Source organism: Arthrobacter sp. 49Tsu3.1M3, from assembly GCF_900168135.1.
Lineage (GTDB): Bacteria > Actinomycetota > Actinomycetes > Actinomycetales > Micrococcaceae > Arthrobacter.
In genome coordinates, this window is sequence record NZ_FUZD01000008.1 from 34,513 (window position 1) to 58,818 (window position 24,306).

At 67.3% G+C, this 24,306-nt stretch carries 19 protein-coding genes and 2 tRNA genes; 12 read left to right on the plus strand and 9 right to left on the minus strand.

Annotation, left to right across the window (positions count from 1 at the left end):
• Positions 1–4 precede the first annotated feature (4 nt).
• The gene (locus B5X90_RS10955; RefSeq protein WP_079553067.1) at positions 5–649 is read left to right on the plus strand and encodes a M48 metallopeptidase family protein; all 645 of its coding nucleotides are present in this window, start codon (positions 5–7) and stop codon (positions 647–649) included.
• Between the two features lie 7 nt (positions 650–656).
• Here the strand turns inward: B5X90_RS10955 and B5X90_RS10960 are convergent, their stop codons facing one another.
• The gene (locus B5X90_RS10960; RefSeq protein WP_079552884.1) at positions 657–2,171 is read right to left on the minus strand and encodes a zinc-dependent metalloprotease; all 1,515 of its coding nucleotides are present in this window, start codon (positions 2,169–2,171) and stop codon (positions 657–659) included.
• A 257-nt stretch (positions 2,172–2,428) separates the two neighbouring features.
• Here B5X90_RS10960 and B5X90_RS10965 point away from each other — a divergent pair, with 257 nt between their 5' ends.
• The 4 genes from B5X90_RS10965 (at position 2,429) to B5X90_RS10980 (ending at position 7,449) form a co-directional block, all read left to right on the plus strand.
• Positions 2,429–3,577 carry a YlbL family protein gene (locus B5X90_RS10965; RefSeq protein WP_079552887.1) on the plus strand — a complete coding sequence of 383 codons (1,149 nt, stop codon included), beginning with the start codon at positions 2,429–2,431 and terminating at the stop codon, positions 3,575–3,577.
• 214 nt (positions 3,578–3,791) lie between these two features.
• Positions 3,792–6,797 (plus strand): UPF0182 family membrane protein, encoded by a 3,006-nt coding sequence (locus B5X90_RS10970; protein ID WP_079552890.1) that lies wholly within the window; start codon positions 3,792–3,794, stop codon positions 6,795–6,797.
• 261 nt (positions 6,798–7,058) lie between these two features.
• A tRNA-Met gene (locus B5X90_RS10975) sits at positions 7,059–7,132 on the plus strand.
• A 243-nt stretch (positions 7,133–7,375) separates the two neighbouring features.
• Positions 7,376–7,449: transfer RNA gene (locus tag B5X90_RS10980), tRNA-Met, on the plus strand.
• A gap of 222 nt (positions 7,450–7,671) precedes the next feature.
• Here B5X90_RS10980 and B5X90_RS10985 read toward each other — a convergent pair.
• The 3 genes from B5X90_RS10985 to B5X90_RS10995 all read right to left on the minus strand — a co-directional run bounded on the left by B5X90_RS10985 (position 7,672) and on the right by B5X90_RS10995 (position 12,280).
• Positions 7,672–9,096 carry a cryptochrome/photolyase family protein gene (locus tag B5X90_RS10985; protein ID WP_079552892.1) on the minus strand — a complete coding sequence of 475 codons (1,425 nt, stop codon included), beginning with the start codon at positions 9,094–9,096 and terminating at the stop codon, positions 7,672–7,674.
• Positions 9,097–9,272: 176 nt separating this feature from the next.
• Complete coding sequence (locus tag B5X90_RS10990) at positions 9,273–10,064, minus strand: PspA/IM30 family protein (RefSeq protein WP_079552894.1); 792 nt, start codon at positions 10,062–10,064, stop codon at positions 9,273–9,275.
• Positions 10,065–10,216: 152 nt separating this feature from the next.
• Complete coding sequence (locus B5X90_RS10995; RefSeq protein ID WP_079552896.1) at positions 10,217–12,280, minus strand: TPM domain-containing protein; 2,064 nt, start codon at positions 12,278–12,280, stop codon at positions 10,217–10,219.
• A gap of 296 nt (positions 12,281–12,576) precedes the next feature.
• Between B5X90_RS10995 and B5X90_RS11000 the strand changes: the two genes are divergently transcribed.
• From B5X90_RS11000 to B5X90_RS11025, 6 genes are all read left to right on the plus strand, one after another.
• Complete coding sequence (locus tag B5X90_RS11000; protein ID WP_079552899.1) at positions 12,577–14,289, plus strand: S1C family serine protease; 1,713 nt, start codon at positions 12,577–12,579, stop codon at positions 14,287–14,289.
• 300 nt (positions 14,290–14,589) lie between these two features.
• The gene (locus B5X90_RS11005; protein WP_079553069.1) at positions 14,590–15,390 is read left to right on the plus strand and encodes an electron transfer flavoprotein subunit beta/FixA family protein; all 801 of its coding nucleotides are present in this window, start codon (positions 14,590–14,592) and stop codon (positions 15,388–15,390) included.
• A gap of 16 nt (positions 15,391–15,406) precedes the next feature.
• Positions 15,407–16,357 carry an electron transfer flavoprotein subunit alpha/FixB family protein gene (locus tag B5X90_RS11010; protein WP_079552901.1) on the plus strand — a complete coding sequence of 317 codons (951 nt, stop codon included), beginning with the start codon at positions 15,407–15,409 and terminating at the stop codon, positions 16,355–16,357.
• 4 nt (positions 16,358–16,361) lie between these two features.
• Positions 16,362–17,141, plus strand: a complete 780-nt coding sequence (locus B5X90_RS11015; RefSeq protein WP_079552903.1) for a PIG-L deacetylase family protein — start codon at positions 16,362–16,364, stop codon at positions 17,139–17,141.
• A gap of 75 nt (positions 17,142–17,216) precedes the next feature.
• A complete protein-coding gene (locus tag B5X90_RS11020) occupies positions 17,217–17,747 on the plus strand; it encodes a gluconokinase (RefSeq protein ID WP_079552905.1) in 531 nt (176 codons plus the stop codon).
• A gap of 53 nt (positions 17,748–17,800) precedes the next feature.
• Positions 17,801–19,195 carry a GntT/GntP/DsdX family permease gene (locus B5X90_RS11025; protein ID WP_079552907.1) on the plus strand — a complete coding sequence of 465 codons (1,395 nt, stop codon included), beginning with the start codon at positions 17,801–17,803 and terminating at the stop codon, positions 19,193–19,195.
• Between the two features lie 134 nt (positions 19,196–19,329).
• On the opposite strand, the gene B5X90_RS11030 is transcribed toward B5X90_RS11025, so the two are convergent.
• From B5X90_RS11030 to B5X90_RS11045, 4 genes are all read right to left on the minus strand, one after another.
• Positions 19,330–20,229, minus strand: coding sequence for an anti-sigma factor (locus B5X90_RS11030; protein WP_079552909.1), 900 nt, complete (start codon positions 20,227–20,229; stop codon positions 19,330–19,332).
• Between the two features lie 10 nt (positions 20,230–20,239).
• Complete coding sequence (gene sigK, locus B5X90_RS11035) at positions 20,240–20,845, minus strand: ECF RNA polymerase sigma factor SigK (RefSeq protein ID WP_018775186.1); 606 nt, start codon at positions 20,843–20,845, stop codon at positions 20,240–20,242.
• A 305-nt stretch (positions 20,846–21,150) separates the two neighbouring features.
• Complete coding sequence (locus tag B5X90_RS11040) at positions 21,151–21,618, minus strand: tRNA (cytidine(34)-2'-O)-methyltransferase (protein ID WP_026538402.1); 468 nt, start codon at positions 21,616–21,618, stop codon at positions 21,151–21,153.
• An 83-nt stretch (positions 21,619–21,701) separates the two neighbouring features.
• Complete coding sequence (locus B5X90_RS11045) at positions 21,702–22,688, minus strand: J domain-containing protein (RefSeq protein WP_079552911.1); 987 nt, start codon at positions 22,686–22,688, stop codon at positions 21,702–21,704.
• Between the two features lie 141 nt (positions 22,689–22,829).
• Here B5X90_RS11045 and B5X90_RS11050 point away from each other — a divergent pair, with 141 nt between their 5' ends.
• Positions 22,830–23,735, plus strand: a complete 906-nt coding sequence (locus B5X90_RS11050; protein ID WP_079552913.1) for a diacylglycerol/lipid kinase family protein — start codon at positions 22,830–22,832, stop codon at positions 23,733–23,735.
• Between the two features lie 61 nt (positions 23,736–23,796).
• Here the strand turns inward: B5X90_RS11050 and B5X90_RS11055 are convergent, their stop codons facing one another.
• Positions 23,797–24,225: a hypothetical protein gene (locus B5X90_RS11055; RefSeq protein WP_079552915.1), complete on the minus strand. Its 429-nt coding sequence runs from the start codon at positions 24,223–24,225 to the stop codon at positions 23,797–23,799.
• Positions 24,226–24,306 lie beyond the last annotated feature (81 nt).

A 24,306-nucleotide genomic window follows, 5' to 3' on the forward strand; every position in this document is an offset into this window, starting at 1 on the left:
AGTGATACCTGGTTCAGGGAAGTCCGGCGCAGTTCCGGCGGCCACACCGCTGACCACCGCCGACGGCGCCCCGGTAGTGGTCCGCCGCTCTGCGCGCCGGCGCCGCACGGTCGCCGCGTTCTGGGAGGACGGCACCGCCGTCGTCGCCATCCCCGCGTCCTTCAGCAGGGCGCAGGAACGGGAGTGGGTCCATCGCATGCTGGAAAAACTCCGGCGCCAGGGGGACCGGGCGGCGCGGGGTTCCGGCCCGCGCCGCCCCCGCAGCGATACCGACCTTGCCGCCCACGCCGCGGATCTGTCGGCGAAGTACCTGGGCGGCAGGGCGGTGCCCTCCTCGGTCCGTTGGGTCACCAACCAGAATTCGCGCTGGGGTTCCGCGACGCCGTCCGAAGGCACCATCCGGCTCTCGGCGAAGCTGCAGCCCATGCCGCAGTGGGTGATCGACTACGTGCTGCTCCACGAACTGGCCCACCTCCTGGTGGCCGGCCACGATGCCGCCTTCTGGCGGTTGCTGACGGCGTACCCGCAGACTGAACGCGCCAAGGCCTTCCTGGAAGGGGTCTCCTTCGCGACCTCACGCGGCCTTGCGCCCGACGGCGGATACGACGAAGCCCCGGACGGAACCGAAATCCCGGCCGGGGCCCACTAGCGTTCGGCTAGGCCTTGGGCGTGCCGCCGTCGTCCGGTCCGCCGTCCTGACGGTCGTCGTCGTCCTTGGCCGCCGGTTCGTCCGTGCCCCCTGAATCCGGGGCGCCCCCTGAATCCGCCGTGCCCTCTGACTCCGCGGTGCCCGCGGTATCCGTGGCGGCGTCGTCGCCGGTCGGCTCATCGAACCCTCCGCTCAGCAGCTTCTGCAGGGCATCATCCACTTCGCTGTCGCTGGCTTCGGCGAGTTTGCGGCGTTCGCTGAAGCCTTGCGGATCTTCCAGGTCCTCTGCCGTGGGCAGCAGGTCGGGATGCTGCCAAACGGCGTCGCGGCCGTCCACCCCGCGCTCTTCCTTGAGCAAGGCCCACAGCGTGGCGGCCTCGCGGAGCCTGCGCGGCCGCAGTTCGAGTCCCACGAGGGAGGAGAACGCGTGCTCAGCGGGACCCCCGGTGGCCCGGCGCCGCCGGACGGTTTCGCGCAACGCGGCGGCGGACGGCAACATCTTCTCGGTCGCACCCCAGGTGAGTTCGTCCACCCAGCCCTCCACCAGGGCCAGTGCAGTCTCCAGCTTTTCGAGGGCCTGTTCCTGGGCGGGAGTGCGCTGCGGCATGAAGACACCCTGGGAGAGCGCCTCCTGGATGCCCTCGGGGTTGCTGGGGTCGATCTCGCGTGCCAGTTCTTCGATCTTGGACGTGTCGATGTGGATGCCGCGGGCGTAGGCCTCGATCGCGCCGAGCAGGTGCCCGCGCAGCCAGGGGACCTGGACGAAGAGGCGGGCGTGCGCCGCCTCGCGCACGGCCAGGAACAGGCGGATGTCGTTCTCCGGCAGGCTGAGGCCCTCACCGAATTTCGCCACGTTGGCCGGCAGGAGAGCCATTTCAAGGTCTGCCAGAGGTACGCCAATGTCCGTCGAGCTGACCACTTCGGCCGAGAGCGCGCCGATCGCCTGGCCGAGCTGCATGCCGAAGATCGCCCCGCCCATGTTCTGGATCATCGAGGAGGCGCCGCCCATCATGGACTTCATTTCCTCGGGCATCTGCTCGGTCATGGCGGCCGAGAGCGCATTGGCAATGCTGTTGGCCACGGGCTCGGTCAGCCGCTTCCACGTCCCAAGGGTTTCCTCGACCCATTCGGCGCGGGACCACGCCCGGCCGATCAGTCCCGTGGCCGGAAGCCCGGTGACCTGGTCGAGCCACAGTTCGGCCAGCCGAAGGGCCTCATCGACCTCCCGCGACTGATGCGCCGTGACCGAGGGATCGGATCCGCTGGCGGCGACGCGCCGGGCGTTGTCGTGTGCCAGTTGCCAATTGACGGGCCCCTCCGAGGGGGCGCTCATCATCGCCTGCACCTGGGAGAACATCTGGGCCAGGAGGTTTGGATCGTCCGGCAGGCCTGCTGCCTTGGCGAGCTCGGCGGGGTCGATATTGCCCATGCCCTGCCCGCCCATCAGGTTTTTGAGCATTTCGGCCAAGGGATCCTTGGGTTCCTCGTCGCCATTGGACGGATTGAGTGGGTTGGAGGTCATGATCCCGCCGATCGTCGGTGTGGCTGCTTCTCAACTTCACGGTACCCCTGTGCAAGAGTGGCTGTCTGCCGAAACGGCGCCACGTTCGCTGTAGGCAAAGAGCGGTCCGGGGTCCTAAGCGCGTAGGCTTGGAAGTTGGAATATTTGCACGCGGCAGCCTCGGGTTTGGCTGCAGCCCTGGTGCGTGGTCGCGGTGTCCTCTCGGGCTTGTCCCGGCAGGGCCGCAGCCCCTCGTGCCGGCACGGAGAGGTCTTTCAATGACAATCACCCACGGTGAGCAGCCCGCCAGCGACCCAGCGGCCGGCCCTGCCCGGGGCAGGAGGGCGCGACTGGCTGGCGCCGGCGTGCGGCGCCCGCGCAACAACCGGTCATCAGCCATGCTGGTTTCGGGGCTGCTTGCCGCCGCGCTGGGCATCACTGCGGTGAGCCTGCCCGTGCCCTACGTGATCGAGTCTCCCGGCCCTACCTTCAACACCATCGGCCAGGACAACGGCAAACCTGTGATCAGCGTCAGCGGCCATGAGTCATTTCCCGCCAAGGGCAGCCTGGACCTGACCACTGTCTATGTCGACGGCGGTCCCAACGGTCCGGTCAGCGTCTTCGAGGCATTCTCGGCATGGCTGAACGGGACCAAGGCCGTCTACCCCCAGGAACTGCTGTTCCCCACCGGCGTCACCAAGGAACAGTCCCAGCAGGAGAGCGCCACTGCGATGACCACCTCCCAGGAGAACGCCATCGCTTCGGCACTGAAGGAACTGAAGATTCCGTTCGGGCAGAAAATGCAGTTGGCCGGGCTCCCGGACGACTCTGCCTCGAAAGGACTGCTGCAGGCGGGGGACGAACTTGTCTCCATCAATGACAAGCCCATCACTTCGCTCGGCGTGGTCCAGGCGGAACTGGCCGCCGGCAACGGCAAACCCGCCAAAGTCATCGTGGAACGCGCCGGCGCCCGGGTGCCAGTCACCATCACGCCGGCCAAGAACAGCGCGGGCCGCTACATCCTCGGTGTCTTGCTGCAGTACAAATTCACCTTCCCGTTTGATGTCACCATCTCGCTCGACAAGGTCGGTGGCCCCAGTGCGGGCATGATGTTCGCGCTTGGCATCATTGACACCGTCACTCCCGGGGACCTGACCGGCGGCAAGCACATCGCCGGAACCGGAACCATCACCCCCGACGGTGCCGTAGGACCCATCGGCGGGATCGCCCAGAAGATGCAGGGGGCGCGGTCCGGCGGGGCCACGCTGTTCCTGGCCCCGGCGGCCAACTGCGAAGACGTCCTGAGGCACATCCCCGACGGCCTGCAGGTGGTCCGGGTGGAGAACCTCACCGAGGCCCGCAAGGCAGTTGAGCTGGCCGCGTCAGGCGGCGACACATCGGGCCTGCCGGTCTGCACCAGCAACTAGACTGGCCGCGGAACTAAGCGCCGGTCCCACTCGTGGCACTAATTGACGGCCGCGCCGTCCCGCCGGGACCCTGCTGCAGGGCCCTGACGGAACGGCGGTGACGGCCGTTAGAATGCATCAACCTGCAACACCGGCACTTGGTCGCCAGACTGAGCCACAGCAGCGACTGATAACTAAAAACCAGCAGTAGACGACCAGCTATGAGGTACCGAGTTTGTCCCGTCCCGCCAGCACTGTCCCGCCCGGAAGACCCCAGACACGACGCGGCGCCCTGACGCCGACGCTGATCATCGTGGCCCTGATCGTGGTCGGATTCATCTTCTTCGCCAATGTCTGGACTGATGTCCTCTGGTACCAGCAGCTGGGCTACTTCGAAGTGTTCCTGACCGAGAACCTGGCCAGGATCGTGATCTTCCTGACTGGTTTCGCTGTCATGTTCCTGGCCGTCTTCTTCGCCATCCGGATTGCCTACCATGCGCGGCCGGTGTACGCCCCCGATTCGGAAATCCGGGACAACCTCAACCGCTACCAGGCGCAGCTCGAACCGATCCGCCGCGTCGTAATGGTGGGGCTTCCCATCCTCTTTGGCCTGTTCGCCGGCAGTGCCGCGGCCAGCCAGTGGCAGAAAGTCCTCCTGTTCCTGAACCAGGAGGCATTCGGCCAGAACGATCCGCAGTTCGGGCTCGACATCAGCTTCTATCTCATGACTCTCCCCTTCCTTGGCTTCGTCACCGGGTTCCTCATCAGCGTCACGGTGATCGCCGGCCTTGCCGGCATCCTCACCCACTACCTCTACGGCAGCATCCGGATCATGGAACGCGGGATCTTCACCAGCCGCGCCGCGCAGATCCACCTGGCTGTCACGGGTGCCGCCTTCCTGGTGCTGATGGGCCTCAACTTTTGGCTGGACCGCTACTCCACGGTGCAGAATAACGGCGGGCGCTGGGCCGGTGCGCTGTACACGGACGTGAACGCCGTCATCCCGACCAAGGCCATCCTGGCCGTGGCCGCGGCCATCGTCGCCGTGCTGTTCATCGTCGCTGCGGTCATCGGCAAGTGGCGGCTGCCGGTGATCGGCACCGCCATGCTCATCATCACGGCCATCCTGGCCGGCGGGGTCTACCCGTGGGTCATCCAGCAGTTCCAGGTCCGGCCCTCTGAGCAGACCCTGGAGAACGAATACATCAAGCGGAACATCGCGATGACCCGTGCCGCCTACGGCCTGGATAAGGTCCAGGAAAAGCGGTACAACGCCACCACCAACGCCACCACCGGCGCGCTGGCCCCCGATGCGCAGACCACCGCCAACATCCGGCTGCTGGATCCGAACCTGATCTCCGATGCGTTCTCGCAGCTCGAACAGTACAGGCCCTACTACCAGTTCCCCAGCGCCCTGAACGTGGACCGCTACGAGATCGACGGCAAGATCCAGGACACGGTCATCGCCGTCCGCGAACTCAACCCGGACGGTCTCGCCACGAACCAGCAGTCCTGGCTGAACCGGCACGTGGTCTACACCCACGGCTACGGCGTCGTCGCCGCCAAGGGCAACAAGTTCACCGTGGACGGCAAGCCGGACTTCCTGCAGGCGGGCATCCCGTCCACGGGCGCGCTCGGCAACGATTCGACCTATCAGCCCCGCGTCTACTTCGGCCAGGACTCGCCCGACTACTCGATCGTGGGCGCCCCGGACGGTGCACCGCACCGTGAGCAGGACCGGCCCGCGGCCAAGGAAGGCGACGGCGAGACGCAGTACACCTTCACCGGCAACGGCGGCCCGAACGTGGGCAGCTTCTTCAACAAGATCCTTTACGCGATCAAGTTCCAGTCCTCGGACCTGCTGCTTTCCGACGGCGTGAACGCCGAGTCCCAGATCCTCTACGACCGCAACCCGCGGGACCGCGTCGAAAAGGTGGCGCCCTACCTGACTGTTGACGGCAATCCGTACCCCGCCGTCGTCGACGGCAGAGTGAAGTGGATCGTGGACGGGTACACCACCAGCCCGTACTTCCCGTACTCCCAGCAGGAGCAGCTCTCCGCCGCCACAGCCGACTCACAGACCGCCGCGAACCGGACAGTAGCCCTGCCGAACAGTTCTGTGAACTACATCCGCAACTCGGTCAAGGCCACTGTGGACGCCTACGACGGTTCCGTGACGCTGTACGCCTGGGACGACCAGGATCCGGTCCTGAAAGCCTGGCAGAAGATTTTCCCGACGTCGGTGAAGCCGTATTCGGAGATGTCCGGTGCGCTCATGAGCCACGTGCGCTACCCGGAGGATCTGTTCAAGGTCCAGCGCGAGCTTCTGGGCCGCTACCACGTGACCAACCCGGACAGCTTCTACACCAACATTGACGCCTGGTCCGTTCCCAACGACCCCACCGTCAAGGACGAAGTCAAGCAGCCGCCGTACTACATGTCGCTGAAGATGCCCGACCAGGACAAGCCGGCGTTCCAGCTGACCTCGTCGTTCATCCCGCAGGTGGTCAACGGCAACGCCCGCAACGTGCTCTACGGCTTCCTGGCCGCGGACTCCGACGCCGGCAACCAGAAGGGTGTCAAGGCGGACAGCTATGGCCAGCTGAGGCTCTTGCAGATCCCGCCGGAGACCCAGGTCCCCGGACCTGGGCAGGCGCAGAACAAGTTCAACTCCGACCCCACTGTGTCGCAGGCCCTTAACCTGTTGCGCCAGGGTGCGTCGGCGGTGCTCAACGGCAACCTCCTGACCCTGCCGGTCGGTGGCGGCATGGCGTACGTCCAGCCCGTCTATCTGCGCTCCACGGGGGAGACCTCCTACCCGACGCTGCAGCGGGTCCTGGTGGCGTTCGGCGACAAGATCGGGTTCGCGCCCACGCTGGACGAGGCCCTGAACCAGCTGTTCGGTGGAAACTCGGGTGCCGCAGCAGGTGACTCGGCGAACAAGGGACAAACACCGGCCACTCCCACTACGCCAGGTGGGGCCACCCCGCCGCCTGGCACTACGGACGCGAAGGCAGACCTGAAGGCCGCGCTGGACGAGGCCAATGCCGCGATCAAGGCCGGCCAGGACGCCCTCGCGAAGGGCGACTTCGCGACCTACGGTGACCAGCAGAAGAAGCTCGCTGCCGCCTTGCAAAAGGCACTCGAGGCCGAAGCGAAGCTGGAAACCCCGGCCGCCCCGGCCGCCCCGGCGGCCACCGCCACACCGACGCCCACGCCGTCGGCGACGGCGGGCAGCTAACGCTGCGCAGCTGACGCCGGCAGGTCCTTACGCGCTGCGAGAGGGCCGGGCACAGCCTGTGAACGGTGCAACAGGCCGGGTTTGCCTCCTACGGAGGGGGCAAACGCGGCCTGTGGCGTCGACGGAGCGGATTCGATCTCGGTGCGCCCTTGTGCGGGAGGGCCGGGGGACCAGGGCGGACGCTCCCGCGGGCGGCGAGATACACATCACGTCGCCTCGATTTGGCCTCAAGTTCACCGGCAGGTAGAGTTGATCTTGCGACGCGGGGTGGAGCAGTTCGGTAGCTCGCTGGGCTCATAACCCAGAGGTCACAGGTTCAAATCCTGTCCCCGCAACTGGAGAAAAAGGTCCGGAACACTGGAAACAGTGTTCCGGACCTTTTGCTTTAAGCCGCCGGGGAAGGTGCGGAAGCCGGGAACCGGGAAACCGGGTCATAGGACAAAAGGGGGCGACCGGCTCGCCCCGCAGTCCAGAGACCTGAAGGGGCCGGGCTGCACGGGTCGGGCTGGACGGCAGCTGGGCCCGACTGGGTAAGTGGTCAGGGCGGTCCGGAAACTAGGGTAGAGTTGATCAAGCGACGCGGGGTGGAGCAGTTCGGTAGCTCGCTGGGCTCATAACCCAGAGGTCACAGGTTCAAATCCTGTCCCCGCAACTGGAGAAAAGGTCCGGAACACTGGAAACAGTGTTCCGGACCTCTCGCTTTAAGCCCGCGGCGGCGGCCCCCGGCGGGCAAGGCACCCAACGCACCCAAGGCCCTGAGCCCCAGCCCAAGCAGCCAGCCGGCCAGCGGCAGCCCTGAGCCTCCGGCCGCCAGCTACGGCCGTCAGCCCCAGCCCCCGCCTGCGGCCCGCCCCTGACCGCCCTAAGCCGGCTCTCACCCGTCCTTGAGCCGCTGATAGGTTGCCAGCGCCCGCGCCCGGGACTCGGCAAGATCCACGATCGGTGCGGGGTAGCCGGGGGCGGCGCTGCCGGCCTTCCAGGGCTCATGGACGGTTTTGTCGTCCAGCGCGGAGAGCTCGGGAATGTATCCGCGGAGGTAACGACCGGCGGCGTCGAACTTCTTGCTCTGCGTGACCGGGTTGAAGATCCGGAAATACGGCGACGCGTCGGCACCCGAGCCCGCGACCCACTGCCAGTTGGCCGGATTGCTCGCGGCATCGGCGTCCACCAGCGTGTCCCAGAACCAGGCCTCGCCCAACCGCCAGTCGGCCAGCAGGTTCTTTACCAGGAAGGACGCGGCCGCCATCCGCACGCGGTTGTGCATCCAGCCGGTCTGCCAGAGCTGGCGCATGCCCGCGTCCACCATCGGGTAGCCCGTACGGCCCTGCTGCCAGGCCTGGAGCTCGTCGCCCGACGCCGGCTGCCACTGAAAGCGGTCGAACTCCGGCCGGTAGTTCTGTGTCGCCAAATCCGGATTCTCGTACAGCAGCTGCCAGCAGAATTCCCGCCAGCCAAGTTCGGAACGGAAGATCCCGACGTCGGCCGGCGCCCCTGCCGCAAAGCTGTGGCGCAGCGTGTGCCAGATCCGGAAGGGGCTGATCTCGCCAAAGCGCAGATGCGGGGAGAGCCGGCTGGTGCCCTCGACGCCCGGGACGTCGCGGCCGGTGCCGTATTCTGCGGCCGGGCCGTCCACGAAGTCCTCGAGGCGGCTGAGGGCGCCGGCTTCTCCCGGCGTCCAGGTGTCGGCCAGCCCCGGGCTCCAGTCCGGGCTCCGGGGGAGCAGGCCCCAGCTTTCGAGCGTTTCGCTCGCCGGCAGGCCGCCGCTGCGGGTGCGTGCAGGGCCCGGCAGCTGGTCCGGTGCCGCCAGGGGCTGCCGGGGCTCGGCACCGGCCAGGCAGGCCTTCCAGAATGGCGTGAAGACCTTGTAAGGGCCCCCGCTGCCGGTGCGCACCGTCCACGGCTCGAACATGAGGTTCGCCTGGAAGCTTGTGGCGTTGAGGCCTTCGCCGCTGGCCCAGCCCTTCAGGCCGGCGTCGACGGCGCGTTCAGGGCCGCCGTAGCGGCGGTTCCACAGCAGGGCGTTTGCCGACGTTTCCACCGCGAGGCCCTGGATGACCCGGGCGGCGGGGCCGCAGCGGAGCACCAGCCGCGAGCCAGTGGCCTCCAGCGCGGCGGCCAGGGCGGCCAGCGAATGGTGGAGCCACCACTTCACCGCGCCGCCCAGCGGCCGGATGCCGGGTGACTCCTCATCCAGGACATAGACGACGGTCAGGGGTTGGTGCAGGGCAGCGGCCTCCGCCAGGGCCGGATTGTCATCCAGCCGGAGGTCATCACGGAGCCACACAAGGGTCGCAGACATGGATCCACGGTACACGCGCCGCCGCCGCGGGTGCCGGTGCGGTCAGACATGGGGCCACACAGGGCACAACGAGGGCCGGGCCCCGGCGGGCATACCTGAGGTGTCAGGTTTGCCCGACGGGGCCCGGCCCGGGCCTGGAGCGTGCAGCAATCCTGCGGAAGGGCCGGACCGTCGGGTCAGAGCTTGTCGAAGTCGGCCTCGTCGACCGTGGAACCGGACTCGGCGTTCTTCTCGCCGGTGCCGATGGCGGCGGGGGAGCCGCCGGACTTCAGCGCTGCCAGCCGGGCTTCGATCTCGGTCTGCTCGCCAAGATCTTCAAGCGAATTGAACTGGGCGTCCAGGCTCGACTCGGCGAGCTCCTGCTGGCCGCGGACCTTGGCTTCCTCGCGGCGGATCTTCTGTTCGAAGCGGCCCACCTCGGAGGTGGGGTCCATGATGTTGATGCTCTTGAGGGCGTCGTGGACCTGGCTCTGGGCCTGCACGGTCTTGGACCGGGCCACCAGCTCATTGCGCTTGCTGGTCAGTTCGTTGAGCTTGCCCTTCATCTGGTCAAGGCCGTGCTTGAGCTTGTCCACCACCTCGGTCTGGGACGCGATGCTCGGTTCGGCGGCCTTGGCCTCGTTCTCGGAACCCATCTGGCGCTGTAGGGCCACCTTGGCCAGGTTGTCGAACTTCTCGGCATCGCCGACGTCGCCCTTCGCCCGGTACTCGTCGGCCTTGCGCGAGGCTGCGAGGGCCTTTCTGCCCCAGTCCTGGGCGTTGCGGACGTCCTCGTTGTAGTCGTCCTGGAGCATGCGCAGGTTGCCGATGGTCTGGGCCACGGCGGACTCCGCCTCCGCGATGTTGTTCGTGTAGTCACGGACCATCTGGTCCAGCATTTTCTGCGGATCTTCGGCCTGGTCCAGCAGCGAATTGATGTTTGCCTTCGCCAGCTGCGCCATGCGGCCGAAAATGGACTGCTTAACCATGGTGTTACCTTTCGTCCTGCTCCGTTGTCTCACTGATTCCAGTGATCGATGATGTATCGCATCTATCCGCTGTCCGGGCCGTTACGGCCGGCGCGTGGTCTGTAGAGTTTCCCGCTACTGCTTCCCGCCATTGTTTCTTGGGGGCGGACAGGCTAGAAACTTCCGGAGTCCCCGCCGCCGAAGTCTCCGCCGCCGCCAAAGTCGCCGCCGCCCCAGCCGCCGCCGGAGTCATCGCCGCCTCCGCCGCCCCAGCCGCCTCCGCCGCCGCCCCAGCCGCCGCCTCCTCCGCCGTGGAGGATCGAGTTGATGAGGATTCCGCCGAGGATCGCACCGCCGAGGCCGCCCCCGCCGCTGCCGCCGAACATGCCGCCCCGACCGTAGCCTTGGCCCTGGTTGGCGTAGCCGCCGAACTGGTCGACGTCGGACTGGGCCAGCTGCGCGGCCTGTGCCGCCAGCGCGTAGGCCTGCTGCGCGTACTGCAATGCCGTGACGGGGTCGGTGCGGGAAATGGAGAGCGCATAGTCCAGGTTCCGCTGGGCTTCCGCCAGGCGTGTGCGCGCATCGGTGCCCACGCCGCCGCGGCGGGCGGTGATGTAGTCCGACGTCGCGCTGATCTGGGCCTGGGCCGACATGATGCTCTGCTGCAGTGAGGCCTGGGCCCGGCGCGCCTGGTCCTGCTGGTCGCGGATTCCGGCCAGAGACTGGTCGAGTGCCTGATGGGCCGAGACGACCCGTTCCAGCGTCGCGATCGGATCAATCTTGCCGCCCTGGATTTCCGCCTTGACCTGGGCGAGCGCGGCTTCCGCCGCAGCCACGGGGCCGGCAAGTTCCGGATGGGCGCCGGACTGGATCATCGCCTTCGCCTGGGCCAGATCCTGCGCAGTATCGACGACGGCGGCTTCCAGGCTGTTGCGTGCCTCGTCGAGGCTGCCGGCCACCTTGGTGATGGCGCCGATCAGCACGTTCGTCTGGTGCAGGCTCTCCTCGGCGGCACGGACGGCGACCGCGGCGAGGCTGCTTTCACCCGCGGCGAGCTTTTCCTGCGCCGCTGTGGAGGCATTCTGCACGAAGTCGAGACGTTCCTTGGCCTGTTTGATGTTGTCCGCGACCTGGACCAGGGCGCTCTCGGCGTACTTGGCCCGCAGATCGGTCAGCGACTGTTCGGCGGCGGCAAGCTTTGCCTGGGCGTCCGCGGCGCCGGCGCCTACGGCGGCGAGCGCCTGCGGGGCGTTCTTTTCCAGCTCCCGGAGGGAATCGAAATCGGCTTTCTGTTCCTGCAGCGATGCCAGCGCGGCTTCGGAGCGGCCGATGATTTCCACGAGCCAGCTCCGTTGCTGCTCCTCGGTGTCGGGGATGTGGTCGTCAAGCTGCTGCTGCAGCTTGAACGATTCCGTCATGTGGCCCTTGGCCTCCTGCAGAGCCTTGGTGAAATTGCCCACCGCGGCGTCCCCGTATTGGGCCTGGGCGAATCCCAGCTCCTGCTCGCTGGACTTGATGGCGTCATCGGCCTCGATCAGCAGCGAATCGCTCTTCCGGCGCAGCTCGGCCACGCTGAGCCCTGCCAGCGGGTCCGGCTGCGCGTCCTGGGCCCCGGCTGACGCCCCCGAACTTTGCAGGGCCTTCTTCCGGCGGCTGCGCAGGTACAGGTACGTTCCCGCACCGCCCATAGCCACGACGCCGACTCCCACGAGGACCGCGCTGCCTGCTCCGGCGCCGGACGGCACCGTTCCGCTGCCGCCGCCCGCTGCGTCGCCCACCGCAGCGGCAGTATCAATGGCTGCCTGGGCGAAGTCGCGCTTTCCGCCGGCCAGGTTCGGCACGATGGCGTTCTGAACGATGTTGGACGTCTTGGGATAGATGGCGCTGGCCGAGCTGGGGGAGAAGTAGTACTTGCCGTCGTCGGACATGGTCAGGATGACGTCGGCTTTGCCCATACCCTTGTTCGTCGCGACGGCCTGGGCCCATCCCTTGGGGTCGGCCGGATTCTCGAACGTCTTTGCTGTGATGACGTAGAGGTTGTACTTGTGGTCCTTGAGGAGCTTCTGGATGGCGTCCTGGACTTCGGCCTTGCGGCTGCCGAGCACGTTCGCGCTGTCCACGATGTTCTGCCCGGACGGAATGGTCACCGGATCTTCGGCCAGGGCTGGAGCGGCGGGGAGCGCCAGCAATCCAGCGACGCCAAGGACGGCGAGGAAACGATTCAACTTAGACCGCATGTGCAACCCTTCAGCACTTCTGGGACCGGTTCGGTCGAACCAGCCGTCACAGAATGCAGCAGCGCCCCCACGCAGATGTAAAGCCGCAGGTCGCTGTGGCATTTCCATTTGATTCTATGGTGCACCCAAATGGCAGTCCACCTAGGGGAATATGCCACCAGCGAAACGCGCTTAACCAGGGAAACACCAGTTCGCGGCCCGCATACTGTCCGTTCAGGAACCTCCCAGCAAATGTCCGCTCTAGTGTCAGCCTGAGCGTCCATAGTTAAGGGCAGACGAGGATGAAAGGAAGTCTCATGACTGAGAACCCAGTGCCGGGTGTGTCACCGGAGCCGACACCACAGAACCAGGAACCGGCGGGAGCGCAGGAGGGCTCGCCGGAGCAGCCGCATGCCGGCCGCACGCCTGAGGCGGCACCGGGAAGCCCGGTATCCGAAAGCCCGGCGCCCGGGAACCCGACCCTCCGGCTGGACCGTGCCGAGGACGGCGCGCCGCGTCCGGTGTACCAGCAGAACCAGCCCTCCGCGACGGACACCCAGCAGATCGGCGCCCCGGCCCAGCACGCAGGCCCCTATGGCGGAGCAACGCAGCCCGGCCAGGGCCAGCCTGCCCAGCCCGGCCACCCGCCGTACGGCCAGTCCCAGCAAACCCAATACGGCCAGTCGCAGCAAGCCCCGTACGGCCAGTCCCACTATGGCGCCAACCCTTACGGCGTCCACTCCGGCGGCCAGCCGCAGCCGGGTCCGTCCTACCCTGCCGGTCCCGGCTTTGCGAACGACCCGGCGCACGCCCCCAAGCGCAAGGCGGCCTTCGGCGTCCCCACCCTCGTGGCCAGCATCGTGGCCGCCGGCCTCATCGGCGGCGGCGTGGTGGCCGGCAGTAACGCCCTGCTGGGCGACCGCCTCTCCCCGTCCGCCGCCAGCAACACGAGCCAGGCGGGTCCGGTGATCGTCAACAACAGGGAAGACGTCAACGCCATTAGCGCCGCAGCCCTTAAGGCGTCCCCCAGCGTCGTGACCATCAAAGCGACCAGCGGCAGCGACGGCGGCACCGGCAGCGGGATCATCCTCGACACCCAGGGCCATGTGCTGACCAACACCCACGTGGTGACGCTCGACGGCAAGGCCGCGAACGCCACCATGGAGGTCCGGACGAGCGACGGCAAGGTCTACTCCGCGAAGATTGTCGGTACCGACCCGCTTTCCGACCTCGCCGTGATCAAGATCGACAACCCCTCGGGGCTGGTCCCGGCAACTCTCGGTGACTCGGGCAAGCTGAACGTCGGTGACACCGCCGTCGCCATCGGGTCGCCGCTGGGCCTCACCGGCACAGTCACGGACGGCATCGTCTCAACCCTGAACCGGACCATCAGCGTGGCATCCTCGGCTGCGCCGAAGGGCGGTGCGGACAACTCCCAGGGCGGTGACCAGGGCTTCCAGTTCGCGCCCCCTGGCGGCGGCGAGACTCCGAGCACCGCGGATCAGGGATCCATCTCGATCAACGTCATCCAGACGGACGCGGCCATCAACCCGGGTAACTCCGGCGGCGCGCTGGTGAACACCAAGGGCGAAATCATCGGCGTCAACGTCGCGATCGCCTCCGCCGGCGGCGACGCGGCCAGCGGAAGCAGCAGCGGCAACATCGGTGTGGGCTTCAGCATCCCCATCAACAACGCCAAGCGCGTGGCCCAGGAGATCATCAGCGCCGGCAAGGCGACCCACGGGCAGTTCGGCGTGAGCGTGAAGCCGAAGGCCGCAGGCTCGTCCTCCTCCGGGTTCTCCGTGGGCGCGGAGGTCGCGACCGTCGAGTCCGGCTCGGCCGCAGACAAGGCCGGCATCAAGGTCGGCGACGTCGTGACGAAGTTCCAGAACCTGACCATCAGCGATCCCAACCAGCTGACCGCGGCGGTGCGGGAACAGGCCGCCGGGGCCACGGTCAAGGTGACAGTGCTGCGCGGCGGCCAGCTCAAGGACGTCGACGTGACGCTCGGCGCCGCAGCCGAGCAGTAGGGCTGGGCGGCCGGAAGCCAGCGCAGCAATAAACGGAGCAACTGTAAATCGCAGCTGTAAATCAAAGCAGCAACAGATATCGCGCAGTACAGGCAGGCCGGGCGGCACCGAAAAGGTGCGGCCCGGCCTTTGCCGTCCCGGGCCAGTCCACTGACACAGACGTTAACCGTGGCCGCGCTGCCCGGCGGCTATATGGTTAGCTAGGAACAGCCCGGCTGCCGGGCATTCCGTGGCCATGACCCCGTCAGGGGCGGCTGTCCACCCGCATGGAAGGCTGCTGTAGACACAGTGGAAGAAACTCTGAAAATCATTGTGCTGGTCAAGCACGTCCCGGATGCGCAGTTCGACCGCCACCTCGCAGGTGAGGCCAACACGGTGGACCGCTCCGAAAGCATCCTGTCCGAACTGGATGAATACGCCCTGGAAGCTGCGCTGCAGCTGACCGAGGCCCGCGGCGGAGAAGCAGCCGGCAACAAGGTCATTGCGCTGAGCATGGGTCCGGCCGGGGCGGTCAATGCGGTGAAGAAGTCCCTCCAGATCGGCGCCACGGAAGGCGTGCACCTCAGCGATGAGGCCCTGGCCGGTTCGGATGCCGCGGCCACGTCGCTGGCGCTGGCCGCCGCGATCCGCCACCTGGGCGCGGACGTCCCCGCGGACCTCATCCTCACCGGAATGGCCTCCACGGACGGCGAGACCTCGCTGGTTCCGGCACAGCTCGCTGAGCGGCTGGGCCTCCCACAGGTAACCTTCGCCGCGTCCCTCGAGCTTGACGCCGGCAAGCTCACCGCCCGCCGCGACGGCGACACCCACGCGGACACCATTGAGGCCACACTGCCGGCCGTCGTTTCCGTCACCGACCAGATCAATGATCCGCGGTACCCGAACTTCAAGGGCATTATGGCGGCCAAGAAGAAAACCATCACCACCTTGAGCCTTGCCGACATCGGCGTGGACGCGGCCCAGGTGGGCAAGTCCGGTTCCTGGACCGCCGTCGAGACGGCAGAGGCCCGCCCGCCTCGGACGGCCGGCACCATCATCACCGACGAAGGCGACGCCGGCATCCAGCTGGTCGAGTTCCTGGCCGCCCAGAAGCTGCTCTAAAGGGGATTATCCGAACATGGCAAAAGTACTCGTTTTCATCGACAACCCCGGTGCGGCGCTGAAGAAGTCGAGCCTGGAACTGCTCACCATCGCCCGGTCCCTGGGCGAGACCGTCGCGGCCGTCAACGGCGAACTGCACGACGACGCCGCCTCGACCCTGGCCGCGTACGGTGCCCAGGCACTGTACCGCCCGTCCGCCGCGGACCTCGACGACTACCTCGTCGGACCCAAGGCGGCATTCCTGGCCGCGGCCGCCGACGCCGCCGGTGCGGGCGTGGTCCTGGCCGAGAACTCGGCCGAGGGCAAGGAAATCGCCGCCCGGCTCGGCATCAGGCTCGGCGCCGGTGTCATCACCGACGTCGTGGCCGTGGACCCCGACGGAACGGCGCACAAGTCGGTACTGGCCGGGTCCTACACCAGTACCGCGAAGGCGGTGACACCCGTTTCCGTGCTGACCGTGAAGCCGAACAGCATCACGCCCGAGCCCGCGGTCACGGGCACGGCACCGGAGAGCATCACTGTCCAGGTCCCTGACGTGACCGCGGCCGCCGCCCGGGTTACGGCGCGCACCGACAAGCCTGCCAGCGGACGCCCCGATCTGTCCGAGGCACGGATCGTCGTGGCCGGCGGCCGTGGCGTGGACGGCAACTTTGGTCCGCTGGAGGAACTCGCCGACGCCCTCGGCGCAGCCATCGGTGCCTCGCGGGCTGCCACGGATGCCGGCTGGATCGGCCACGACGCGCAGATCGGCCAGACCGGCAAGACCGTCGCGCCGCAGCTCTACATCTCTGCGGGCATTTCCGGAGCCATCCAGCAGAAGGCCGGCATGCAAACCGCGAAGGTGATCGTGGCCGTGAACAAGGACGCCGAATCGCCGGTTTTCGAGATCGCGGACTTCGGCATTGTGGGCGACCTCTTCCAGGTCCTGCCGCAGGCCACCGCCGAAATCAAGAAGCGCAGAGGCTGAGCGCATGAGCACCACCGCCGTCCCGGCACAAAGCCCGTTCGACCCGGAGACCACCCGGATTGAGCGGGTGCTTTGTTTCACGGCCCACCCGGACGACATCGATTTCGGCGCCGCCGGCACGGTTGCGGCCTGGACCGCCGCCGGAGTCCAGGTCAGCTACTGCATCATGACCGACGGCGACGCCGGCGGCTTTGATCCCGAGCAGCGCGAGGAAATCGTGCGGCTGCGCGTCGCGGAGCAGCAGCGCGCCGCCGCCCTGGTCGGCGTCACGGACATCCATTACCTGCACCAGCGTGACGGCTACCTCGAACCCTCGCATGAGGTGATGCGCGAAGTGGTGCGCCTGATCCGTCAGCTCCGGCCCGACGTCGTGCTCTCCATGCATCCGGAACGCAACTGGGACCGGATCCAGAAGAGCCATCCGGATCATCTGGCTGTGGGGGAGGCGGTGACCCGTGCCGTGTATCCCGCGCTGGAAAACCCATTCGCATACCCGGAACTGGCCGAGTCCGGGCTGGAGGCCTACAAATTGCCCTGGCTGTGGCTCTTCGCCGGGCCGGAAGAGCACGAAAACCACTTTGTGGACGTCACCGAGCATGTGGAGAGCAAGCTGGCAGCCATTCACATCCACGTCAGCCAGCACCCCGACGTCGACGCAATGGAGCGTACGGTCCGCGGCCTCATGCTCGGCACTGGGGCCCGCGCCGGACTTCCCGCCGGGCGCAGCGCCGAGGCCTTCCATGTCGTAACAGTCAACGGCCAGGGGACCATCGCCGGCTTCTAGTGTTGCTGCAGCACAACCTCTGCCATATGCTGGCCTCTGTTTAAATCATATTTATTTGATGGAAGGCAGACTTTGATGGCGAAGACTGCGCAACACCCCGTTCTTGTGATCATGGGCGTCTCCGGATCCGGCAAATCAACTGTCGCGGGACTTCTGGCCGGCAGGCTGGGCTGGGACCTGGCCGAGGGCGACGACCTGCACCCCGAGTCAAACGTCGCGAAGATGCACGCAGGACAGCCGCTGACCGACGAGGACCGGTGGCCCTGGCTCGAAAGCATTGCCGACTGGATCCGGGCCCACACCGCGGCAGGGAATCCGGGCGTCGTGACCTGTTCGGCGCTGAAGAAGCGCTACCGGGACGTTCTGCGCGGCGAAGGCGTGGTTTTCGTGTTCCTCGAGGGATCACGGGACAAGATCTCCGACCGGCTGGCCTCCCGCCACGGGCACTTCATGCCCCCGGCCCTGCTGGAGTCCCAGTTCGACGCGCTCGAAGCCCCCACGGCAGACGAAAACTTCATCTCCCTGTCCGTCTCCGCAACGCCGGCGGAAGAGGCACAGGAAATCATCACCCGACTTAATCTCGACGCCGCCGACGCCAGGCCCTGAGCCTTCCCGCGTTTCGCCGCGACCAAGGAATTTTTGTGAAATCACTGATAGCAATGCAGCTTCCGGCTGCCGTTGAGGCCGGGACCGGCGTCAATACCCAACTACTGATCATTGCGGGCCTGGGCATCGCCCTGCTCGTGGTCCTGATCGCCAAATTCAAGTTCCACCCCTTCCTGGCCCTGATTCTGGGGTCCGGATTCGTCGGCCTCGCCGCCGGCGTGGAACCGGCCAAGGTGATCGCCAACTTCGAAGACGGTGTGGGCGGCGTCCTGAAGGAAGTCGGCCTGCTGGTCGCCCTCGGCGCGATGCTGGGCAAGCTGCTCGCCGACTCCGGGGGCGCCAACCGGGTGGTCGACACCCTCCTGGCCAAGGCCACCGGAAACAAGCTGGTCTGGGCCATCACCCTCGTGGCCGTGATCATCGGCCTGCCGATGTTCTTCGAGATCGGGCTCGTCCTGCTGCTGCCGGTGATCGTCCTGGTCACGCAGCGCTCCAAGATGCCCCTAATGCGCATCGCCATCCCGGCGCTGGCCGGTCTGTCCGTGCTGCACGGGCTGGTGCCGCCGCACCCGGGACCGCTGATCGCGATCAGCGCCGTCAAGGCGGAACTGGGCACCACCCTGGCCCTCGGCATCCTGATCGCCGTCCCCACGGTGATCATCTGCGGCCCGCTCTTCTCCCGACTGGCGGCCCGGTGGGTCCCGGTGGGCGCCCCCGCCGTCGCCGGCGGCGTCGACACCGTGCACGGCGCGGACATGGAAGGCGTCAAGCGCCCGCCGAACTTCATCGTCACGCTGCTGACCATCATCTTCCCGGTCGTCCTCATGCTGCTCAGGGCCGTCGTGGACATCATCTGGCCGGACCCCAGGACCGCCCCCGCGATCCGGATGTTCTTCGACTTCGTCGGGCAGCCGCTGGTGGCGATGACCCTGGCCGTCCTGCTGGCCATGGTGACCTTCGGCTACGCCGTGGGCCTGAACGGCGCCAAGATTACAAGCAAGATCGCCGCCAGCCTGGGCCCGATCGCGGGGATCATCCTGATCGTCGGCGCAGGCGGCGGCTTCAAGCAGACGCTGATTGGTGCCGGCGTGGGTGACTCGGTGAAGGCTTGGGCCGAGGGGACCAACATGTCCGTGCTGTTGCTCGGCTTCATCGTGGCCGTTGCCCTGCGCCTGGCGACAGGCTCGGCCACCGTCGCCACCGTGACGGCGGCGGGCATCGTGGCACCGCTGGCCAGCTCGCTGTCGCCGACGCACGCCGCACTCCTGGCCCTCGCGATCGGCGCGGGCTCGCTGTTCTTCTCGCACGTGAACGACGCCGGGTTCTGGCTGGTCAAGGAGCTGTTCGGACTCACGGTGGGCCAGACCTTCAAGACCTGGTCCGTCATGGAAACGCTGATTTCCGTGGTGAGCTTCGGCCTGGTCATGCTGCTCTCGCTGGTCATATAGCCGGGCATGACATCGGCCGGACAGGACGTCCGCCGGTCACAACACAAAGCCGCCCGGGCCTTGAATCCTTCTACGGAAGGAGCCAAGGCCCGGGCGGCTTTGTGTATGCGGGGCTTGCTGTGTCCTGCGGGTGGCTAGGCGTTCAGCGGTGCGGCGGCGACGGTCGGCAGGGTAGGCGACGCGGATCCGCCTGCGGGTTCCACGGTGATGCCCAGCGCGGCCGCGGAACCGATGCCCTTGACCACCGCGGGCTTGGACAAGGCTTCAGCGTCCATGAGGCCCTGGGAGACCGGGGCAGAGCCGTCCTTGGGGATCAGCCACATCTGGTAGACCTTGCCCGCGGGCGGGGCCGGGACGCCGTTCATTTTGACGACGGCGGCATCCTTGGACGGGGAAATCGACACGGTGGCGGTGCCGCCGCCGTTGACGTCGACGGTGGCCTGGCGGACGTCGCTGGCCTGCATCACCTGATTTAGCGGATCGTTCTGGTTGGCCACGTAGGCTCCGACGCCCACACCGCCCAGGGCGATCACGGCTGCGGCGGCGACGCCGATAAGCCAGTTCCGCATGCCCTGCGGGCGGCGGCGCTCTTCCCTGCGCTGGCGGGCCGCACCGAGTTCGTCGGTGGCGGGCAGCGCGGAGCCGTCGCGTGCCGGATGCGGCAGCACCGGCGTCGCGTGCGGACCCGTGCCGGGAAGCGGCACTGCGGCGCGGGACTGCGCTGCGGCCTGCTCTGCCGTCTGCGCAGGCAAGGATGACATGATCCGGTCCAGCAGCCCGGGCGGAGGCTCTTCCTCTGCGGTGAAGCTGGTGGCCAGGGTCTCCCGGGCCTGCCGGACCCGCTCGTTGAAGGCAGCCCTGTCTGCTGCCGGTGCGGAGGCGAGGAACTGTTCGATTGCGGCGCGTTCGGCGTCGTCCACCGCGTTGAGGGCGTAGACCTCGGCAAGGTCCACCACGCGGCCGGACGACAGGTCGGTGGCGATCTCGGCAGTGAAGCCGCCGGGGAGGCGGTTGTTGTTCTCAGGTGCGTTCATATCGGTCAATTCAGCTCACCCCCAAGCAGGTCTTCAGTCGGATGAGTCCATCGCGGATGCGGGACTTGATGGTAGGTACCGCGGCATTCAGCCGCTCGGCCACTTCCCGGTAGGTGAGGCCCCCGTAGTACGCCAGCCGGACGGACTCCTGCTGCGTATCGGTCAGCGTCTCCATGCACCGGACCACCGCCTCGGCCTCGAGCCGGCTGCCGACTTCGTCCGAGACGGAATCGTGGTCGATCTCCTGGCTGCTGGCACCGTATCTGGCTTCGCGGTCGGTGGCGGACTGCGAGGACCGGACCTTGTCAACGGCGCGGCGGTGCGAGATCGTCATGAGCCAGGCGAGCGGACTGCCCGCGGCGGGATTGAATTTGGCGGCGTTCTGCCACACCTGCAGGAAGACCTCCTGGGTGGTGTCCTCACTGAGTTCGGTATCGATCAGGACCCGGCGTGCCATGCCGAAGACGCGCCTGGAGGTGAGGCTGTAAAATTCCGCGAACGCCGTCTGGTCGCCCTGGGCAATCAGTGCCAGCAGGCTGCTGAGCCGGCCGTTGATGTCGGCTGAGGTGCCCGCCGGTGCGGCGGCCTCGGGGTTCGGGGCATTCGGAGTTTCCATCACTCCCAAGCATAGGGCGCTTGCAGCCCAACGCGGGCCAATCGGTGCGGCATGCGGCGAGGGGCCGGCCCCTGCCACGCGGGCAGAGGATCTGTCCAGATGTACTGTTCTCACCTGCCGCTCCTCGCTCCCTTCCGTTTCTCCCCACCATGACCGGTACGCAAAGTGAGTGGGCGGATTGGTGTCCGCCTTCAGAAGTGATTCGGCGCGGCCCGGCACCTGGATGGGCGCGCCGGGCGGGAATTCCTTCCCGCGGGCCGCCCATCGGGCCGCCGCAGGGCCTGGCGGGCCTCCTCGGCGGACCGCTACAACTTGGCCCCTGCGAACCCGTTCTGGCGCCACGCCTCGTAGACGGCGATGGATGCCGCGTTGGCCAGGTTCAGTGACCGGAGGGCTGGGAGCATCGGCAGGCGCACCCGGGACGTCACCCGGGGACTGTGTTTGACTTCCTCGGGCAGGCCTACGGATTCAGGACCAAACAGGAGGACGTCGCCGGCACGGTAGCGGATGTCGGTGTACGTGGTCTCGCCGTCGGAGGTGAAGGCAAATACCCGTTCCGGCTCGAGCGCGGCCCACGCCGCGTCGATGTCCGGGTGGACGGTCACGACGGCGAGGTCGTGGTAGTCGAGGCCCGCCCGCCGGAGTTTGGCGTCGGAAAAGTCAAAGCCCAGGGGCTCCACGAGATGCAGTTCGGCCCCCGTGATGGCAGCGAGCCTGATGGCGTTTCCCGTATTGCCGGGGATTTCTGGGGTGTGGAAGAGGATGCGGAACACCGTCCCATCCTAGCGAGCCGCCGGCGTCGAACGCGCCCCGGGCCTGCCGGCCTGGGGGCGCAGGGGGAGCGCCCGGGCGGAATCTAGTGCATTCCGCGCAGCAGGCGGGCCAGCACCGGAACGTTGACGATGTTGGGCGCCGGTCCCGAGCCGAGGAACAACTTCAGGCCGCGGGCCAGGCCCGCGGCGTTGACCACCTCGACAAGTCCCGAGCCTTCCCCGTACCCGCTTCCCTGGCCGCCGGGGGCGCGGCGGTGCCGGTCGATGACCGGTTGATGCAGATTGCCGTCCGTGCTGTGGATGACAATCCAGCCGGTGACATTGAGCTCGGGAAATATGTCCTGCATCCGGCGCACGATGTGGCCCAGCTGGGGCGGGGCGACGGAGCGTCCGCCGTGGGTCAACGTGCTGCCGTTCCATGCATAGGCACCCGGCGGCAGGAGCATGGATCCGACAATCGCGAGACGGTACCCGGCAAGGACCGCGTGGTCGATGTGGCTGTTGTCCGCCGGCGACTGCAGCCCGTTGACAAGGCGCGCCGCCGGGATGGTGGTCAGGATCTGCCTGCTGATGAGCTGCACGGTGCGCATCTCGCGTTGGATCCGGGCTTCGGCGCCGAAGATCCCGCGCTTGCGGGGCATGCCGTGGACCTGTTGCCGGGCCACGCTGGCGGGAATCAGCGGCACCGCCGACCCACCGTCAAACTGCTCGAACGGGGGAACATAGACGGGCGGATCTGCGGCCGTATTCCGCGGCGTGTTCGGCCGGCGCACGTTTGCTGAGGCCCGGCTGCCCGCGGCCGGTGCGTCGAAGTGGGCACCCTCATCGCCGGCGGGAGACGAATACGCGCCGCCGGATGCGCTGCCGTAGGAGCGGTCGTAGTCCGCGCGGCGCCTGGTGTCGATGAGTGTCTCGTAGGCGAGCGTGACGCGCCGAAACGCTGCAGGGTCGCCGCCATGGTCCGGGTGGGCCGTCCGGGCGGCCTTGCGGTACGCGACTTTGATGTCCTTCTCCGTCGCCGTCACGGGGATCCCGAGGACCTGGTAATGCGAGCTGCTGCCCTGCGTCAAACAGAGATCCTTTTCGTTGATGGTGCCGGCGGTGGAAATGCCGGACCGTTCGCGGGCGTCCGGCGTGCCCAGTTTAACCGGCTGGAGGAATAACGACTGCGTGCACAGGGATGGTTCCCGGCGGCTGGCATAATTCAGCGCATGCTGATCGCCGTCGCCGTCAACCCGCGCGCATCCTTTGGCCGGGCGCGGCACGCCGGCAAGGACGCGGCGGCGCACTTCCGTGCAGCCGGGGCGGAGGTCCTGCTGCTGTGCGCGGACAGTTATGCCGGGCTCGCGCAGGCAGTTGAGGATGCGCTGGAGCAGGGCGTGGATGCCCTCGTGGTGGTGGGCGGCGACGGCATGGTCCACCTCGGGCTCAACGCGATAGCAGGAGCGGGTGCCGGTGCCCGCCGTCGGGTTCCGCTGGGCATCATTCCCGCCGGGACGGGCAACGACACGGCCCGGGCGCTGGGCCTGCCGCTGCACAACCTCCCGGCGGCTTGCGAACGGGCGCTGGAGTCTTGGGCCGGCGGCGGCCGGATGATCGACGCCGGCAGGATCACCGCCGGCGGAACCTCCCGCTTGTTTGCGGGCGTGGTCTCGGCCGGGTTCGATGCCGCCGTCAATGAGCGGGCCAATGACTGGCGCTGGCCGCGCGGCAAGATCCGCTACCAGCTCGCCATGCTTCGGGAACTGGCGTCCTTCCGGGCCATTGATTACACGGTGACGGCCGACGGCGAGCAGTGGCAACAGGGCGCCATGCTGATTTCCGTCGCCAACGGCCAATCGATCGGCGGCGGGATGAGGATCGTCCCGGAAGCCGCCCTTGATGACGGCTACCTGGACCTCTTCATTGTCAACCGGCTGTCCCGGACCCGGCTGCTGGCCGTATTCCCGAAGGTCTTTGCCGGCAAGCACGTGGGCCACCCCGCCGTGCAGCTTCGCCGGGTCCGCACCGTGGAACTGTCGGCCGGCAACATCGTGGCCTACGCCGACGGCGAGCGGATCGGGGCGCTCCCGATGACCATTGAGGTCGTTCCGCGGGCCGTTTGCGTCCTGGCGTAGTGGCTAGGCCCGGCGTCGTCGCCCGGCTGACAGGACCAGCCGCCGGGCCCAGCCGTGTGGCCTAGCTGGCCGGCGTAGCCGCCGGCACGGCCTTGCGCGGGGACAGCCTGTTCAGGGCCAGGGCACCCACGAACAGCCCGAAGTCACGCAGAGCGACATCGTAGAAGCCGCCGAGGATGACCAGGTTGATGATGATGCCCAGCAGCCAGGCGGCCACGAGCGCCGATCCGAAGCGCGGGCGCAGCGCCACCGCCACGCCGGCGACGATTTCCACCACGCCAACGATGTACATGATCGTCTGGGCCGGCAGCGGGACCACCTGGGTCACCACGGGGGCCAGGTACATCGTCCAGTCGGTCAAGAGGTTCGTGAACTTGTCCAGGCCGAACAGGATTGGCGCAACCGTAAAGACGGTCCGCAGCAACAGGAAGGCCTGGTGGTCGGCCGTGAGCTTCTGGGCGGGAGTGGCGAGGGCTGGGGAAACTTTCATGGCTCTGCTCCTTCTAAAAATAGATAGCTCGATTTTAGAGCCGCCGGTGAGGATTAAGCAATGATTCTTGTTTTTAGAGAT

Coding starts and splice junctions, on each gene's coding strand:
- B5X90_RS10960 (WP_079552884.1), bottom strand. CDS start 2,171: ATGACCTCCAACCCACTCAATCCGTCCAATGGCGACGAGGAACCCAAG.
- B5X90_RS10965 (WP_079552887.1), top strand. CDS start 2,429: ATGACAATCACCCACGGTGAGCAGCCCGCCAGCGACCCAGCGGCCGGC.
- B5X90_RS10985 (WP_079552892.1), bottom strand. CDS start 9,096: ATGTCTGCGACCCTTGTGTGGCTCCGTGATGACCTCCGGCTGGATGAC.
- B5X90_RS10990 (WP_079552894.1), bottom strand. CDS start 10,064: ATGGTTAAGCAGTCCATTTTCGGCCGCATGGCGCAGCTGGCGAAGGCA.
- B5X90_RS10995 (WP_079552896.1), bottom strand. CDS start 12,280: ATGCGGTCTAAGTTGAATCGTTTCCTCGCCGTCCTTGGCGTCGCTGGA.
- B5X90_RS11000 (WP_079552899.1), top strand. CDS start 12,577: ATGACTGAGAACCCAGTGCCGGGTGTGTCACCGGAGCCGACACCACAG.
- B5X90_RS11010 (WP_079552901.1), top strand. CDS start 15,407: ATGGCAAAAGTACTCGTTTTCATCGACAACCCCGGTGCGGCGCTGAAG.
- B5X90_RS11015 (WP_079552903.1), top strand. CDS start 16,362: ATGAGCACCACCGCCGTCCCGGCACAAAGCCCGTTCGACCCGGAGACC.
- B5X90_RS11020 (WP_079552905.1), top strand. CDS start 17,217: ATGGCGAAGACTGCGCAACACCCCGTTCTTGTGATCATGGGCGTCTCC.
- B5X90_RS11025 (WP_079552907.1), top strand. CDS start 17,801: ATGCAGCTTCCGGCTGCCGTTGAGGCCGGGACCGGCGTCAATACCCAA.
- B5X90_RS11030 (WP_079552909.1), bottom strand. CDS start 20,229: ATGAACGCACCTGAGAACAACAACCGCCTCCCCGGCGGCTTCACTGCC.
- sigK (WP_018775186.1), bottom strand. CDS start 20,845: ATGGAAACTCCGAATGCCCCGAACCCCGAGGCCGCCGCACCGGCGGGC.
- B5X90_RS11050 (WP_079552913.1), top strand. CDS start 22,830: ATGCTGATCGCCGTCGCCGTCAACCCGCGCGCATCCTTTGGCCGGGCG.
- B5X90_RS11055 (WP_079552915.1), bottom strand. CDS start 24,225: ATGAAAGTTTCCCCAGCCCTCGCCACTCCCGCCCAGAAGCTCACGGCC.